At 33.1% G+C, this 14,443-nt stretch carries 15 protein-coding genes; 9 read left to right on the forward strand and 6 right to left on the reverse strand.

All coding sequences use genetic code 11. From position 1 onward, the window contains the following. Positions 1-296: 296 nt before the first annotated feature. Entirely contained in the window at positions 297-1,547 is a 1,251-nt protein-coding gene (mmp10, locus tag K8N75_RS01900; RefSeq protein WP_223790468.1) for a methyl coenzyme M reductase-arginine methyltransferase Mmp10, read from the forward strand. 102 nt (positions 1,548-1,649) lie between these two features. Here the strand turns inward: mmp10 and K8N75_RS01905 are convergent, their stop codons facing one another. The 3 genes from K8N75_RS01905 to K8N75_RS01915 are packed head-to-tail and all read right to left on the reverse strand — an operon-like array spanning position 1,650 to position 4,175. Continuing rightward, complete coding sequence (locus K8N75_RS01905; RefSeq protein WP_223790469.1) at positions 1,650-2,726, reverse strand: metallophosphoesterase; 1,077 nt, start codon at positions 2,724-2,726, stop codon at positions 1,650-1,652. 22 nt (positions 2,727-2,748) lie between these two features. Beyond that, the gene (locus K8N75_RS01910) at positions 2,749-3,660 is read right to left on the reverse strand and encodes a methanogenesis marker 7 protein (protein ID WP_223790470.1); all 912 of its coding nucleotides are present in this window, start codon (positions 3,658-3,660) and stop codon (positions 2,749-2,751) included. Beyond that, on the reverse strand, positions 3,645-4,175 hold the full coding sequence (locus K8N75_RS01915; protein ID WP_223790471.1) for a hypothetical protein: 531 nt from the start codon (positions 4,173-4,175) through the stop codon (positions 3,645-3,647). Before K8N75_RS01915 ends, K8N75_RS01910 begins: the two co-directional genes overlap by 16 nt. Before the next feature lie 224 nt (positions 4,176-4,399). On the opposite strand from K8N75_RS01915, the gene K8N75_RS01920 reads away from it, so the two are divergent. From K8N75_RS01920 to K8N75_RS01940, 5 genes are all read left to right on the forward strand, one after another. Further along, positions 4,400-4,603 carry a TRAM domain-containing RNA chaperone gene (locus tag K8N75_RS01920; RefSeq protein WP_223790959.1) on the forward strand — a complete coding sequence of 68 codons (204 nt, stop codon included), beginning with the start codon at positions 4,400-4,402 and terminating at the stop codon, positions 4,601-4,603. A gap of 56 nt (positions 4,604-4,659) precedes the next feature. Then, positions 4,660-5,328 carry a 2-phosphosulfolactate phosphatase gene (gene comB / locus K8N75_RS01925; RefSeq protein ID WP_223790472.1) on the forward strand — a complete coding sequence of 223 codons (669 nt, stop codon included), beginning with the start codon at positions 4,660-4,662 and terminating at the stop codon, positions 5,326-5,328. 105 nt (positions 5,329-5,433) lie between these two features. Then, positions 5,434-6,597 (forward strand): TraB/GumN family protein, encoded by a 1,164-nt coding sequence (locus tag K8N75_RS01930; protein ID WP_223790473.1) that lies wholly within the window; start codon positions 5,434-5,436, stop codon positions 6,595-6,597. A 199-nt stretch (positions 6,598-6,796) separates the two neighbouring features. Then, positions 6,797-7,021 (forward strand): DUF1922 domain-containing protein, encoded by a 225-nt coding sequence (locus K8N75_RS01935; RefSeq protein ID WP_223790474.1) that lies wholly within the window; start codon positions 6,797-6,799, stop codon positions 7,019-7,021. A gap of 32 nt (positions 7,022-7,053) precedes the next feature. Continuing rightward, complete coding sequence (locus tag K8N75_RS01940; protein WP_223790475.1) at positions 7,054-8,643, forward strand: GTPBP1 family GTP-binding protein; 1,590 nt, start codon at positions 7,054-7,056, stop codon at positions 8,641-8,643. 50 nt (positions 8,644-8,693) lie between these two features. On the opposite strand, the gene K8N75_RS01945 is transcribed toward K8N75_RS01940, so the two are convergent. Continuing rightward, on the reverse strand, positions 8,694-9,548 hold the full coding sequence (locus K8N75_RS01945; RefSeq protein ID WP_223790476.1) for a TIGR00269 family protein: 855 nt from the start codon (positions 9,546-9,548) through the stop codon (positions 8,694-8,696). 35 nt (positions 9,549-9,583) lie between these two features. On the opposite strand from K8N75_RS01945, the gene K8N75_RS01950 reads away from it, so the two are divergent. Then, the gene (locus tag K8N75_RS01950; RefSeq protein WP_223790477.1) at positions 9,584-9,886 is read left to right on the forward strand and encodes an MTH1187 family thiamine-binding protein; all 303 of its coding nucleotides are present in this window, start codon (positions 9,584-9,586) and stop codon (positions 9,884-9,886) included. Between the two features lie 44 nt (positions 9,887-9,930). On the opposite strand, the gene K8N75_RS01955 is transcribed toward K8N75_RS01950, so the two are convergent. Both K8N75_RS01955 and K8N75_RS01960 read right to left on the reverse strand, forming a co-directional pair. Beyond that, entirely contained in the window at positions 9,931-11,031 is a 1,101-nt protein-coding gene (locus K8N75_RS01955; protein ID WP_223790478.1) for a DegT/DnrJ/EryC1/StrS family aminotransferase, read from the reverse strand. Positions 11,032-11,244: 213 nt separating this feature from the next. Further along, positions 11,245-12,150: a CPBP family intramembrane glutamic endopeptidase gene (locus tag K8N75_RS01960; protein ID WP_223790479.1), complete on the reverse strand. Its 906-nt coding sequence runs from the start codon at positions 12,148-12,150 to the stop codon at positions 11,245-11,247. A gap of 147 nt (positions 12,151-12,297) precedes the next feature. Here K8N75_RS01960 and K8N75_RS01965 point away from each other — a divergent pair, with 147 nt between their 5' ends. Next, positions 12,298-13,470 carry a tRNA (guanine(10)-N(2))-dimethyltransferase gene (locus K8N75_RS01965; RefSeq protein ID WP_223790480.1) on the forward strand — a complete coding sequence of 391 codons (1,173 nt, stop codon included), beginning with the start codon at positions 12,298-12,300 and terminating at the stop codon, positions 13,468-13,470. A 227-nt stretch (positions 13,471-13,697) separates the two neighbouring features. Then, positions 13,698-14,417, forward strand: a complete 720-nt coding sequence (locus K8N75_RS01970) for a DUF4013 domain-containing protein (protein ID WP_223790481.1) — start codon at positions 13,698-13,700, stop codon at positions 14,415-14,417. Positions 14,418-14,443 lie beyond the last annotated feature (26 nt).

Here is a 14,443-nt window from a genome sequence, read left to right on the forward strand (position 1 = left end):
TACGCATATTCTTTGTACATCAATTGTTGCACCAATTCAAATTCGTGACCAGATGTGAATCATTCCACATTCTAGTGACCCGATGTGAATCTGTTCACATAGGGGATATTCCCCATGGTACCTTTTGATATACGAAACTGCATTTATGCTCTTATATGTTATTAAAGTTTCTTCTTGATTCAATTAGAAAGATTTATAAGGTACCATAACCCAACAATTTTTTATATTTTAATATTGTTTCTACGTTAATTTTTTTATTCAAATTGCTAATTTTATAGGGTTAAAAAGAGGTTAACATGCAGATTATAGCAGATGTAGGTGGAATACCTGGTAAGGACTGCAGAGGATTTTGTAAATACTGTTATTTCAGGAAAGTTAAAGAACAGGATCCTCTAGGATGTAGACACTGCACCCCCGGAAGGGTTGGATGCGAAAATTGTACAACAGGAGTTAGGGAAGTAAAAAACGAATTTATTCATCCATTCATGGTAGTTGGCTCTGTACAAAATTCCCTTATGATGGGAGAAATAAAAGATAAAAATTTAAAGGTCAATATCAGCGGAGGAGGAGATGTTAGCTGTTATCCTCATCTCATGGAAGTGGCTGGTGCATTAAATCAATACAATCTCCCCATGCATCTTGGTTACACAAGTGGAAAGGGTATTGAAGAAATAAAAATGGCAGAAAATCTTATTTCCCTTGGAGTAGACGAGGTAACCTTTACAGCTTTTTCTACCAATCAGAAAATAAGGGAAGAATGGACAGGAGATAAAACCAAAGGAGAATCTTTAAAGGCTTTAAAGCTTTTCTGTGAAAACATTGAAGTTCATGCTGCCTCTGTAATAGTTCCGGGAGTAAATGATGGAGAAGAACTATTTGAAACCTGTAGCACACTTGAAGATTGGGGAGCTAAAGCATTTATACTTATGAGATTTGCCAATTTCCGAAATCAAGGGTTAATACTGGGAAATGAACCAATATTAGAAGATGTAAACCCTCACAGTCTTGAGGAATTTGAAGAATTGGTACGTAGAATAAACAAAGAGTTTAACTTCCGTGTTACAGGAACACCACTTTGCGATCCTGAAAACGACACACCCTTTGCAATTTCAAAGGAAAAAAATAGTAAATATTTGGATATACTTACCGATGTCACTTCTGAAGCAACAATATTAACAAGTAGTATTGCAGCACCGTTTATTGATAAAATAATTAAAAGAATAGAAGCAGACGACCTTGTAAATGTTGTTCCAGTTGATCAGGACATAGGTTGCCTAATAACTCAAAAGGATCTGGAAGAGGTCAATCTAAATGATTTAAAAGATACAGTTTTAATTCCTGGACGGGCCCTTGTCCATGATAAGATGGCACAGGAAATTTTGAGTAGAGATGGTGTTGATAGAATTGTTACACGAGGACCAGACAAACTTACTGTTGATGGGGAAATGAGTGGAACCCTCAGCAATGAAGATGTTCTTAAAAAAGAATTAATAGCATTTGAAGATCTTTTAGAAGCGATAAACTTCTTTGGAGTCCGTAAAAAATAATTGGAAATACTTATTTTTTTTTAAAATAAATTAGTTAATAATATTACATCTTGAAAATTATTTAATGAAAAATGATTTATTTACTTATATTAAATTAAATATCTAATTTTCACCCTTTAAATTAATAACAGTAATTTCACATCTGGATCCAAGCCTCATAGGAGGACCCCAAGTCCCAGTACCCGGTGAAACATATAGATAAGTTCCATTATATGTGTAAATGCCATGCATATATCTGAACATCAACCTTACCAGATAGTTGAATGGAAACATCTGCCCTGCATGAGTATGACCTGAAAGTTGCAATCCTATACCTGCATTTGCAACTGTTTTTAACTCACGAGGAAGATGGTATAACATTATTGAAGGAGTTTCAGAATCAATTTTAAGTTTTGAAATCACATTTTCCATATGGTCCCGTTCATAAGAATATTCAACACCAATTATTTGGATTCCATTACACTCATACATTTCATCCCTTAAAATCCTCATGTCAGTATTTCTCAAAACCCTGAAAACCTCGTCCAGTCCTTCGTAAGTTTCATGATTACCAGTTATAAAAAAAACAGGAGCTTTTAATTTATTTATTGCTCTAAAAGTATTTGTGTGCAATCTTGCACTCCCATCAACCATATCTCCGGTTATGAAAACTATTTCTGGTTGTAGTTCATTTGTTTTCTTGACAATCTTTTCCATGTAGCTTGAGTTCCGTATTGAGCCAATATGTATATCAGAAAGTTGTACAACTTTTAAATCGCTTTTTAAATGTTTTAAAGGTATTTCAATATGATTAACTACCAAAAATAAACTATTAACAAGTGAATATGAACTTAATATAAAAGTTAATAAAATAATTGTGACTCCTGCAATTTCCCCAGGGATATTAAAGAATAGTGATATTATCCAATAAATTGCAATGAAAGTCAGGAGATAAAAGGAAATTCCCATCCATGCTGAAGCTGCTGTATAAAAAACCCTTGTAAATGAATTGGAAACCACTCTTTCAATCATTGCGGATAAAGGATAGGAAATAACTGCCAGAATAAATAACGTGTAAAAAATTAATCCATGCTGAATATTGAATAAAGATGCAATTCCATAAAAAATACAGTAGTTAACTGCTAAAAATCCAAAAAAGAATACGGACATGAACCCTGCAAATCTAAGAATTGTTCTCATTGGAATATCTCCCATTTTAAGATCAAATTATTGATGTTTCAGAAAGAAGTTTTACAAGGGTGTAATCGTACATTTTAGACTTTAAAATCTCAGATATATCTCCAAGACGGTGATCACTAACAATTACATCTTCGATTTCTTTATGGTATTCATCATAATTGAGTTTAACCCTTACTCCCATTAGTTGACTCACAACAGGGAGCGGAGAGTACACTTCTTTAATGGCAGGTATCTGGTTTTCAATTTCCCTTTTAACAAGCACAGAAGGTACAATTGGTGGATCATCCATTATTTCTCTTCTTCGTCCGTCGAGAATTTCTTCGATAACTTCTACAAGTTTTTTAAGGGCCCTTATATTTTCACCCCTCTTTAGCCTGCGTGGAATTCTCCCAAGGCCCCCTACATATGCATCTGCTCCAGGAATATCTTCCAAATCAATTTCAGGAGCTCCAGTCACAACTACAGGTGTTTCAATATCTTCAAATAAATGAGTTTTATGTGTTATACATTCTTTGAAACTTCCAAGTGCAAATACTACCAAATCATGCTCCTCTATAAGTTTTTTTTCATCCTCTGATATTCTTGATATCCCCTTGCCAGCACCTCTTGAAAGTCCAATCATATTGTCCTTTGCACCATACCTTCTAAGATATTCAGATATATCACATGCAGAATGGGGGAGATGTTGACGTGCTAAAGTTGGAGAAACAATTGCTATTTCTGTACCTGCCATTGGTGCTATTTTTACTGTTCCAAGAAGTTCTTTAGCCTTTTCTTTGATCTTTTCAACATCTTCAATGGGTACAGCTAAAGTTAGGACTAAATCCATCTGACTAATATTTTCCTGTAAAACGAAACCTCCAAGATCTTCAATAAGCTCGATCATTTCATCATGCTTGTGAATTCCACCAGTATAAGTCAAGGTTTCATACATATTTTTTTCTCCAGAAGTTTATATCGCATTTCAGCTCTTTTAACAGGGTTTTTAGGTGCATTTTTGTGGGTAGGCACTTCAACCATATAATCACCCATAGTTACAATTTCATCTGATAATTTATCCCTAATATAATCGGGGTAAACAAGATAATCGTAATTTTGATCCTCTGATACAACAGAGAACCCCAGATCATCTACAATATCCCTAAGAAAATTTGAGTATACTCTAACTTTTATTTTTCGATTTTCTGATTTACTACTTTTAATATTGACTTTAAAAGGAAGATTTTCAACTTCAATGATTCCAAACATATCACGAAGCATTTCAACACTCTCTTTAATCTGTAAAAAGGTGTTTAATTTTAGTTTTACAGATTTCATAACCGTATTTGTCTCTGATAAAACTACAGCTATCTCTGCATCTGTGGAATCTGGGTCTGAGCTTACGTGAAATTTTTTGACACCTGCAAGTGTCAGAACATCCTTACACATGGGTGTTGCTACTATCTTCATCTTAACCTCATTATAGTTCATTAACAGTATATAATTATATTTAATACGATTTAATACCTCCTTGAATCTAATGATATAAAAATTTGAATATCAAATATAAACCCTTTAGATTCTTAAAATCATGATTCACCATATTCTAAAAAGATTTATATAATAAATTAAACAAATAAAATAACACTATAAATGTTTTTAGTTGGTTTGAGGAAGTGGATATATTGTTCAAAATGGATCAAAGCCCAAAAACAGCCCCCATTCAGGAAGGGGAAGAATACGACGTAAAAATTGAAGATGTAGGTAAAGAAGGAGATGGCATAACCCGTGTTGAGGGTTTTGTCGTGTTTGTACCTGATACTAAAGTTGGTGACGAAGTTAAGGTCAAAATAACATCGGTAAGAAGACGTTTTGCCTTTGCTGAGAAGGTTGAATAGATTCCTGGAGATTTAAATTTTAATTTTTTTTCTCTAATTCTATTTTTGAGGTAATAATGAAAGTATCACTGAGCTTGGATAAATCATATTCTAAAGATGTTGCAATTATGGTAGATGTTCTAAGGGCAAGCACCACAATAACGGTTGCAATGGAAAATTTTGGAACTATTATACCAGTAAAGACTATTGAAGAAGCTGAAAATTTTGCTAAAAAAAATAATGCTGTTTTGGCTGGTGAAAGAAGAGGAGCAGCAATTAAAGGGTTTGATACAGGAAACTCTCCCTTAGAAATTTCTAATTTTGCTGGAAATGTTCTAGTTATTACTACCAGCAATGGAACTCGAATAATGGATGGAATGCAATCAAAAACATTGATTGGTTCATTTGTAAATGCAAAATCGGTAGCACAAACTGCTTTGAATCTTGCAGAAAATCATATAGAAGTTGTAATGGCCGGTGTGGAAGGTAATTTTGCAATAGAAGATTTTCTGGGAGCTGGAGAAATAATATCCTATTTAACTGACCAAAAACTTGATGAAAAGGCACTTGCAGCTTATATGGCATCACGAGATGTTGATATGGTTCAAAATGCCATTAAAACCTCAAGATCAGCCCGTAGACTTGGTGAATTAGGGCTTACCAATGATGTTGAATTTTGTCTCAAACGAAATATATATGACACAGTTCCAGTATATGAAAACGGAAGAATAAACCTAATTAAATAATATTTCTGAATCATTATTTAATTTGACAGAATGTTATTTCTAAATATAATTTTAACATAATTTTATTGAAAATAGATATTCAAGAACTAAATTTAAGCTAATGTGATGATCATAATGGCACCAGAAAATATAAAAATAATTGGTACTGCTCATGTATCAAAAGAAAGTATAGACGAGGTTAAGGAAGCCATAATAATTAATCAACCCGACGTTGTTGCTGTTGAACTGGATATGAACCGTTACCAGAATATGATGGCAGAAAAAAATGGACAAGAAAAACCAGATGTAAATATTAGAGATATTATTAAAGGAGATAAATTAAGTATTTTTCTAGTAAGTATGTTCCTGTCTTACATGCAGAGAAAGATTGGGGACGATTTAGGTGTTAAACCAGGTTCTGAAATGATTGCTGCCATTGAAACAGCAGAAGAAATTGGAGCTAAAGTAGCCCTAATTGATCGAGATATCAGTGTGACGTTGAAAAGAGCACTTAACAAAATGAGCTTTATTGAGAAGGCGAAATTTGTATTTGGAATAATAACATCATTTTTCAGTAAAGATGAAATAGAAGATGTTGAAAGTATTAAAGACAGTGACACTCTCACAGAAGTAATGGAATATTTTAAGGAAATGTCTCCTAAAGCCTACAGTGTGCTTGTATCGGAAAGAGATGCTTACATGGCAAACATGCTTCAAAATGTAGAAGGGGAAAATGTTGTTGTGGTTGTTGGAGCAGGACATAAAAAGGGGATCACAGAGTACATGGAACATCCAGAAAATATTCCCCCAATTGAAGAACTTATAACCATCAAGAAATCCAGAGTACCCGTGGGAAAACTCATATTATTCTCAATACCAGTTATTTTTGTTTTAATATTTGCATTAGCCCTGTTTAAAGGCATAAATATTCAAACCAGCCTATTAAACTTTGTACTAATAACAGGCAGTTTTTCATTCTTAGGCTGTATATTATCTGGTTCAAAGGTGTATTCTGCCATAACCGCATTTATAGTCGCCCCATTAACAACCATACACCCCCTTCTTGCAGCAGGTTGGTTTTCAGGAATAGTAGAAGCGAAGGTGAGACATATATCCATGGATGATGCAGTAAACATAACCAAAACAGACAATTTTCGGGAATTATGGGGTAACAACCTATTCAGGGTACTTTTAGTGGTGGTTGGCACCAATATTGGGGCTTCAATTGGATTATTCCTAACAATACCCAACGTGATATTTCCACTATTCTACAAAATATTTGGATTTTAAATTTAAATTAATTAAAAATTAATTAATTATTCTCATTTTATAAATCAAATTTAATAGATATATAAAAAATTTTATTTTCTTTAATTTCAAATCAACTTCAATATTCTCAAAAATAATGAAGATAGAATAGTAAGAATATTATATACACGAACAGGAAATGAATTAATTAAGTTTTACAAATATAATATGATGGTGAGCAATGTACTTAATTTATAGATGTGATTGTGGACGAGCAGTATACTCCAAGGAGAAAGTTGCTACTAAAAAATGTGTTTGTGGTAAAAACCTTAAGGTTAAAGAAAGAAGGATCATTGCAAAGGTAGAAGACATTGGTCAAGCCTCAGATAAGGTCAGAAAATTGCAGGAAGAGAAATATGGTGAAGCTTTCTTCACAACTGCAGATAAAATTCCCAATAAGCGTTAAAAGTTTATTTAAAATTCAAGAACCGGATCATCATGACAGATAATATCTACGATATTACAAAAGATGGCGAAAGGGACAATATAGAATTTAAAGAAAACCTCACCATTGATTACCATCTAAAAAAGGATAGAAAACAACATCTCGCATCCCAAATGAAATATAGGATGGAAGTAGGATGTGGTGAAGCCATTTATTTTATTGGAGTTCATGATGAAGGCCATTTAATCGGACTTCCAGAACCAGAATATGAAGAATCTATTTTTGTATTGGAAAGTATAGCACACGAAATTGGTGCTGAAATTTTAGAACTCGAAAAACATCCCGCTAACAATGGAAGTGTTGCAAAGGTCAGAATAGCAAAATCTCAAAAAAATAAAAAAGATCATATTCTTGTTGGTGTTGCAGGCCATGTAGACCATGGTAAAAGTACTCTAGTAGGTACATTGACTACAGGATCCCTTGACAATGGATCGGGAAGAACAAGAATATTTCTAGATGTTCAGAAACATGAGATAGAACGAGGATTGTCTGCAGATCTTTCATTTGCCGTTTATGGATTCAGTAAATCTCAGCCAGTAAGGCTTAAAAATCCTTTGAAAAAAAATGAAAAATCCAAATTAGTTGAAGAATGCGACAAGGTTGTATCATTTGTTGATACTGTTGGGCACGAACCATGGTTACGAACAACAATAAGAGGTATAATGGGTCAAAAACTCAGTTACGGTCTTCTTACAATTGCTGCAGACCAAGGTCCTACTCACATTACTAAAGAACATTTGGGAATAATACTTGCAATGGAACTACCAGTTATAGTTGCTATGACCAAGGTAGATGTTGTAACCTCTGAAAAAGCAGTTGAAATTCAGCAGAAAATATTTGAACTCTTAAAATTGGTTGGAAGAATTCCTTTCATGGTAAAATCCATTCAAGATGCAGATTTTGTATCAAAAAACATGAACCAACATATAGTTCCCGTTGTCAGAGTCTCTCCTGTAACAGGGGAAGGATTGGATCTTTTTGATAGACTCTTTTTAAAACTTAAAATACCTTCAAATAGAAAGGAACTTCAAAAGCCATTTATGATGTATATTGATAAAATTTATTCTGTTATGGGCGTAGGAACTGTTGTCAGTGGCACAATTAGACAAGGTAAAGTTAAAAAGGGTGATAAACTTCTCATCGGACCAACTGGAACAGGAGAATATATTGAAACCGCATCCAAATCCATGGAAATGCATCACTATAAGAAAGATGTTGCAGAAACCGGAGAAGTTGTTGGAATATCAATTACAGGCCTAGATGTGAGTGATATTAAACGTGGAATGATCCTATGCAGTACAGAATATCCCACAATATCTGTAAGAGAATTTGAAGCAGATGTCGCAATATTAATCCATCCAACAACCATTAAAAGAGGTTATGAATGTATAGCTCATATAGAAACAATTGCCGAAACAATGACATTTGAACCCATTGATAATGAATATATGTCCGCTGGTGATACTGGAAAGATCAAAATGAAATTTAAATACCGCCCCTGCTGTATTAGGGAGGGTCAAAAACTGATATTTCGAGAGGGTAGAAGTAAAGGTGTAGGTACTGTAACTCGTATCATCCAATAACAAAAATATATATTATTTATATGTTTATCCTATGATTGATAGTTTTAAAATTATTTTAGGCGATTTTTAATATCTTCAACCATCTCACATGCCTTACATATATTTAGGGAGGACGCTTCACCACATTGTTTGCATTGTCCAACGATTATTTCCTTTTTTTGGAAGTTAAAGGTTTTAGAAAAGGACTTAAGTATGGATATTTTGGTTCCCTGTCTTTCACTTTCTAACTGGTTTAGATAATTCTTTACTTTTGCTCTGAGAGAAGTATTAGAATAGGGACACTCTGCAAAGTGAACATCTATTCCATTCATCACCGCCCATATCCCAACATCCTTCTCAGGAATTTTCCATAGCGGTTTTATTCTAGGTACGAGTTTTGGATGTATCCTATCCAGTTTAGGGCCAAATTTGGAGAATCTCCTGAAATCGGCCTTTGAAAAACTCATTAAGAAAGATTGAATCTCATCATCAAGATTGTGTCCTGTTGCAAGCTTATCCGCCCCTAATTCATTTGAAATTTTATTTAAAAGATACCGACGGAACACTCCACAAGGTATGCATGCACTTTGATACAGATCCGCTATTTCATCCAATGTATATCCAAATTCTTTCTTGAATGATCCTTCTACCAGTTCAACATCGAGTTTTGAAGCGATAATCCTAGCAACATTTATTCCTTCACCCCGATATCCTGAAATTCCTTCATCAACAGAAACTGCTACCAGTTCAAAGTCTAATTCATCAACTAAATCTGCAAGAAGATATAATGTTAAAACACTATCCTTCCCTCCAGAAAGTCCAACTGCAACCTTATCTTTTGGTTTGATTAAATTATAATCTATTATAACTTCCCTAGCTTGATTCACTATATACTGATTGAACTCCAATGGATCAAGTGATTTCATAAAAAATATATTGAAACAGGAACATAAATAAGAGTATGATAACTGCTGAACTTACAATTATTCCAATTGGAACCCATGGAACCAGTCTGAGTGAATATATTGCTGCTGCTGTTAAGGCTCTAGATAGTAATGACATAAAATATGAATTAACAGGTATGGGAACTTTAATTGAGTCAGACAATTTGGATAAAATATTCGTTGCCATAAATGCAGCTCATGAAGCAGTATTTGATGTCGGCGCAGAGAGGGTTGCAACAAGCATAAAAATAGATGAACGACGAGATGTAAATAAGACAATTAAAGATAAAATTACATCAGTAACTCAAAAACTCAGTTAAAACAATTGGTAAATAAAAATTTGAAAAAAAGATTGGAATAATAATTAAAATAAGTTAATTTGCTTTGATGCTTCATTGAGCACAGAAACAATTTTTTCCAAATCATTTTTTTCTAGTGATGGGTGAACTGGTAGGGAAAGAACTTCTGATGATGCTGCCTCCGCTTCTGGACATGATGCACTGAAACCAAGTTCTTTATATAATTTCTGTTTATAAATTGGCTTAGGATAATGTATTCCTGTTCCAATACCTCTACTATTTAAGAATTCCATTAATTCGTTTCTTCTGGATTTTCCAACTCTAATAGTATACTGATGGTAGACATGTTTCACATCAGCAGATACAAATGGGGCAGTAATACCATTTATTTTATCAATTCGTTCTGTTAGGTATTTTGCATTCGCTATTCTCTTCTCATTAAACTTATCGAGCTTTTTAAGTTGGACAATTCCTATTGCAGCAGCAATATCGGTCATTCTGAAGTTATATCCTAACACAACATGAGTGTAGCGTTCACTTTCACCATGAGACCTTAATACACGTGCTTTTTCAGCCATCTCTTCATTTTCTGTAGTTATGATTCCGCCTTCACTGGTTGTCATATTTTTAGTAGGATAAAAACTGAAACATCCCATATCTCCAAGAGAACCTGCTTTTTTCCCTTTGTAAACAGCACCATGGGCTTGTGCTGCGTCTTCAATAACAATTAGATCATGATCTTCTGCAATTTGTTTAATAGTATCCATTTCTGCAGGTTGTCCATAGAGATGAACAGGCATCACAGCTTTAGTTTTATCTGTTATTGCATTTTCTATGTTTTCTGGGTTTAAATTATAAGTTTTATTGTCAATATCAATAAAAACAGGTTTTGCACCCACATGTAACACAGAATTTCCTGTTGCAGCAAAGGTGAATGGGGTTGTTATCACTTCATCATTCGGACCAATACCTGCAGCAAGAAGTGCAAGATGTAATGCAGTTGTTCCAGAACTAACTGCAACAGCATGCTTAACTCCCAGATATTCTGCAAATTTTTCTTCAAATTCTGCTACTTTAGGACCCTGTGCAATGAATCCCGATCTTAATACTTTTACTACTTCATCTATTTCATCATCAGCTATAATTGGTTTAGCAATTGGTATCATTCTAGTATCACCTTAATTAAAACATCCAGAAATCCAAGCATAGTCCTTCAATTTCATTCAATATAGATCAATATCCATATTCCTTGATATTGAATTTTTATTTTTGTTGGATCATTAAAAGAAATTAATGTATTAAATCAATTATTGATTTATTATATTAGTTTCATATATAATACTGTTATCTCAGTATTTTCAGATTATTAATAAATTTATTTACTGAAATATTCTATACAAATTCTCTTTTTTATTCCAGAAAAGTATTATTATCATTATACCAACCATTAGAATTAGTAAAGGTATTGAAGATAATGGATCAGTTGATTGTGCTGTAATTAATGAAGGTAATCCATCAAGACCAGAATTTGAAGAGTTTAAAATTAATGCAACATATATATTATTTGCAATATGCACACCCATAGCAGTTTCCAGACCATTTTCACCAAGAACAATTATTCCTAGCATCAATCCTATTATCAGTGCAGATATTACAATTGAAATGCTCATTGTAAAGTCTGTTCCATTGTTAAAGTGGATTAAGCCGAATATTAAAGTAGTTATTATTAGAGGTATCACTGGTTTCTTTGTAATTAACCCAACAGCCTGCATTAGGTATCCTCTAAAAAATATCTCCTCAAACGATGCTTGTAGTGGAAATATCAAGATACTTAGAAATAAAAGAACAATAAAAGGCCAAAAATCAAATTTAAAAGATAAACTGCCACCCTGATAAATAAAAGATAGTATGGTGAAAAAACCCATTATCCCCACCCATAAACCTGCACCTTTAATAATTCTCCTCCATTTTATATTCTTTCCCGTATTAATAAGACTTATAAAATGTTTTTTATGTATGAAACGTACACAGAGATAGAAAAGTAGGGAGAATATTCCGTAACTAATACCAATTAAAATAAGCATCATGAATGGATCATTTAAGATATTCGTTTGAGCATCATATCTAGCTGAGCCTATACTTAAAAAATATAGTACCACAATCAAAATCAATAAGCTGATAGAAGCAAAAATTCCCCCAATAAAGGTTATACCCATGGTTAAAATATAACTGCCCATTGTATTTTTACCTTGGACTGCGTTATCAAGAAAACTTATTTTAGACATTTATTTACTCTCCTTCAATAAAGTTATAATAACTATTATTTGGTATTAATAAATTTTTATATAAACCAGTATTTCATACCAAACATTTTATTATTCGATAATTAATTAATTGATTAACATTAACAATATCTTTTAAAGGCGGGAAAAATGGACAACAAAACAATTCATGAAGGCAAAGTTACAATCAAAGTTCCAGAATTTGAAAAAATTACAGCAAAAGCACCAGTATTCTATAACCCTGCCATGGAACTTAATAGAGACCTTTCAGTAGTCGCCATATCTGTTTATAAAGAATCCGTTGATCATGATATTTCAGTTTGCGATGTTTTCGGAGGAACAGGTATAAGAGGTATAAGGTATGCCAAAGAAATTGATGGCGTAGAAAAAGCAGTTATAAATGATTTAAACCCTCTTGCAGTCGAATTGGCAAAAGAAAATACCAAACTTAATGAACTACATCAAGTATCGGTTTGCAAGGATGATGCCAATATGATCCTCAGGAAATGTAAGGGGAAATTTGATGTAATAGACATAGACCCCTTTGGAACACCATCTTACTATGTTGAATCTGCTGCTGCAAGTCTAAGATCAGGAGGAATGATCTGCATAACTGCAACAGATACTTCAGCCCTTTGCGGAACTTACACAGAACCCTGCATCCGTAAATATGGGGCAATACCATTAAAAACAGAATATTGTCATGAAAATGGATTAAGAATACTTGCAGGTTTTATTGCCAGAACCTTTTCCAAATATAAGAAATATATTGAAGTTAAATTCTCTCACAGCACAGAACACTACATGAGGATATACGCTGTAATTGGAAAAGGTGCTGCAAATACAGATGAATCACTGAAATCGTTAGGATACATTGCTCACTGTAAAAACTGTTTAAACAGGATTGTGTTCAAGGGATTGTCTCCAGTAATTCCTGGAAAGTGTCCTATATGTGGTGGTATTTTTAATGTTGGTGGACCTTTATGGTGTGGGGAAATGTATAATCAAGATTTTGTGTCTTCAATGAGAGATACTGTCAATGAATTAGTATTAAACAAAGAAAACAAAGTTATTAAACTTTTGGATACATGTTTTGAAGAATCAAACGCCCCTGTAACTCACTTTGAAATTCATAAGGTTTGTAAAAATTTAAAAACAAGTGCACCTCCCCTTATAGATATTATGAATCTGCTTAAAAAGGAAGGATTTTTTGTTTCAAGAACCCATTTCAGCCCTACATCCTTAAAAACAGATGCAAATATTACTGAGCTTAAGAATATTATAGTTAATTTAAAACAAGCACAGTCAACCGATCAAATTTAAATATAATCAATATTTTTTTTAAGATATTAAATTTTTCCTGATTTTTTGAGTTTTAAGTATTCAGTTATTTTAAGTTAGAATTTCCTTAGATAAAAAATTAAATAAATGGCGCATTGCATTTATATGTGTCAACCATTAATTCACGTTACTTTTTAATTCAAATGATTTATATGGAATAATTAACATAATAAATTAATGGCATTTGCCAAATTAATGGAGGTTAAAAAATGAATATCGGAGAAATAATATCAGACTCAATTAAGTATCCGACATCTGATTGGACAAAGGTACTTATTTTGGGAGTTATATTTTTAATATCTGTTTTAATTCTACCAATTTTCTTAGCATACGGGTATATGTTTAGAATAATAAAAGCTACAATAGCTGGAATTGACGAATTACCCGAATTCGATGCAATTGGTGATATGTTTATTGATGGACTTAAGATATTTGTTGTTGGTATTGTTTATGCTATTCCTGTGATAATAATAGGATTAATAGTAAGTTTAATTTTTGGACCGGCATCTGCTACAACATCAACCAGTATTTCTGCTGGAATGTTTTGGGCACTAATTATTGGGAACATAATATATGTTATCATTGGACTAATTGTTGGACTAATAGCTATCATTGGTATAGCAAATATGGCATATTATGACGGAGATTTAGGAGCAGCTTTCCATTTCAGTGAAATATTAGATTACATTTCCCGGATTGGTTGGGGTAAATATTTAGCTATTTACATAATAGTGGCTTTACTAAGCTTTGTAATCTACTTCATTGCTATAATTGTGGGAATATTATTAATTGTTGTTGGTCTTGTAATAACATTGCCATTGGCTTTTGCTTTCATTTCAATGTTCGGATCCCGGGCTGTAGCATTGTTATTCACAGAAGCTGTAATTGAAGTACCAGAAACTCCAACAGAACCAGAACCGCTAGAATAAAAAAATCAATCTTCTTTTTTATTTTT

Origin of the sequence: Methanobacterium spitsbergense (genome assembly GCF_019931065.1) — an archaeon.
Taxonomy (GTDB): Archaea; Methanobacteriota; Methanobacteria; order Methanobacteriales; family Methanobacteriaceae; genus Methanobacterium_B; species Methanobacterium_B spitsbergense.